Source organism: Ferrovum myxofaciens (genome assembly GCF_000735045.1).
GTDB lineage: Bacteria > Pseudomonadota > Gammaproteobacteria > Burkholderiales > Ferrovaceae > Ferrovum > Ferrovum myxofaciens.
The window spans coordinates 1-1,182 of sequence record NZ_JPOQ01000400.1; the positions used below are offsets into that span (position 1 = coordinate 1).

Here is a 1,182-nt window from a genome sequence, read left to right on the forward strand (position 1 = left end):
CAGCCACTTCTGGACCAGGGTCACAACCTGAAAGAAATCGCTGTGGCCCTGCGCAAAACTGCTTACCTCGCAGAGATGATGGCCAAAATCCATGGAGATTTTCAATGAGCGACGAAGCAACGCCAACCCAGCATTCCCGGTGGTCACATGGCCAAGTGGGCTATGACCACGCAATATCAAGGCGATTCGCCGCCCACTACCTGGACCCCGCAATCCAGCCCTTTGACCCCGAAAAGATTTTAGGTTGGCCCGCTATTCTCGCGCGTCAGGTCTGCCAGAACCCCTTGGACCTGTTGGTATAGTTCGGAAAGATCGTTTTGAAGGGTTTTCCAGACAATTTCCAAATCCACCTTGAAGTACCCGTGTGACACAGCATTGCGCATTTGATAAGCGAATGCCAAGGGTAACTCAGGGTGATCTGATGCGAACTTCGGGTAGTGCACCTCGATGTTATGACTGGCCTCACCGATTATCTCGAAGTTTCGGATCACGGCGTCCTGAGTCATTTCGTCTTCCAGAAAAGCCACTTCACTCATGTCTTCGGTATAGCGGTCGATGCGCCCAATCGCTTCCAGAATGTGGCCCAGATAGTCGGCCAGACGCTGCTGGTCGAGCTTTTTCATACGGGCACAGCTTCAGCCAGCACAGTGGCCCGGAAGTTTTCGGGCAGCGCTTTCGGCGTCAGCACATCCACGGGCACGCCAAGGAGTTGGAGCAGTTCGTGGCGGATAGCCCCTATGTCGAACAGTGAAGTTTCCGGAGTTGGGTCAATCAGAATATCCAGATCGCTATCCTCGGTATCGTCGCCGCGAATAACAGAGCCGAATACGCGAGGATTGCTGGCGCGGTGCATCGCTACCACGCGACGGATGGCATCCCGATTGGAGGCGAGTGCTAAGGAAGGCTTCATGATGCCTCTGGCGATCTTTCCTGATTGATTTTCAAGATCGTATTGTAGCCCAGTCTGAATTTCCCGGTTTTAACCGGTATCTGCGCCATCCCTTTGTGTCTGTATTTCATGCAGTGGCCGTGTGTTCCCAAGTTCCGAAAGCGTCATTCACTTCAAGCCAACCGTTCCGGCTCCATCAAAAAACCGTGGCAGTGCTCGGTAACCCTGCGCGCTGGCCGCACCATTTTTTGACTTCGGGCCATTCCGTTCTCTCCTTGCTTTCTTCTCCTTGC

Annotated in this window: 2 protein-coding genes; both read right to left on the bottom strand. The window is 53.6% G+C overall.

Annotation, left to right across the window (positions count from 1 at the left end; all coding sequences use genetic code 11):
• Positions 1 to 239: 239 nt before the first annotated feature.
• Positions 240 to 623 (bottom strand): HepT-like ribonuclease domain-containing protein, encoded by a 384-nt coding sequence (locus IV91_RS0114230; protein ID WP_031599509.1) that lies wholly within the window; start codon positions 621 to 623, stop codon positions 240 to 242.
• Complete coding sequence (locus IV91_RS0114235) at positions 620 to 910, bottom strand: nucleotidyltransferase family protein (protein ID WP_031599510.1); 291 nt, start codon at positions 908 to 910, stop codon at positions 620 to 622. Before IV91_RS0114235 ends, IV91_RS0114230 begins: the two co-directional genes overlap by 4 nt.
• Between the last annotated feature and the right edge of the window lie 272 nt (positions 911 to 1,182).

What these genes read in the sequence shown, in the direction of transcription:
- IV91_RS0114230 (WP_031599509.1), bottom strand. Translation starts at nt 623, where the DNA reads ATGAAAAAGCTCGACCAGCAGCGTCTGGCCGACTATCTGGGCCACATT.
- IV91_RS0114235 (WP_031599510.1), bottom strand. Translation starts at nt 910, where the DNA reads ATGAAGCCTTCCTTAGCACTCGCCTCCAATCGGGATGCCATCCGTCGC.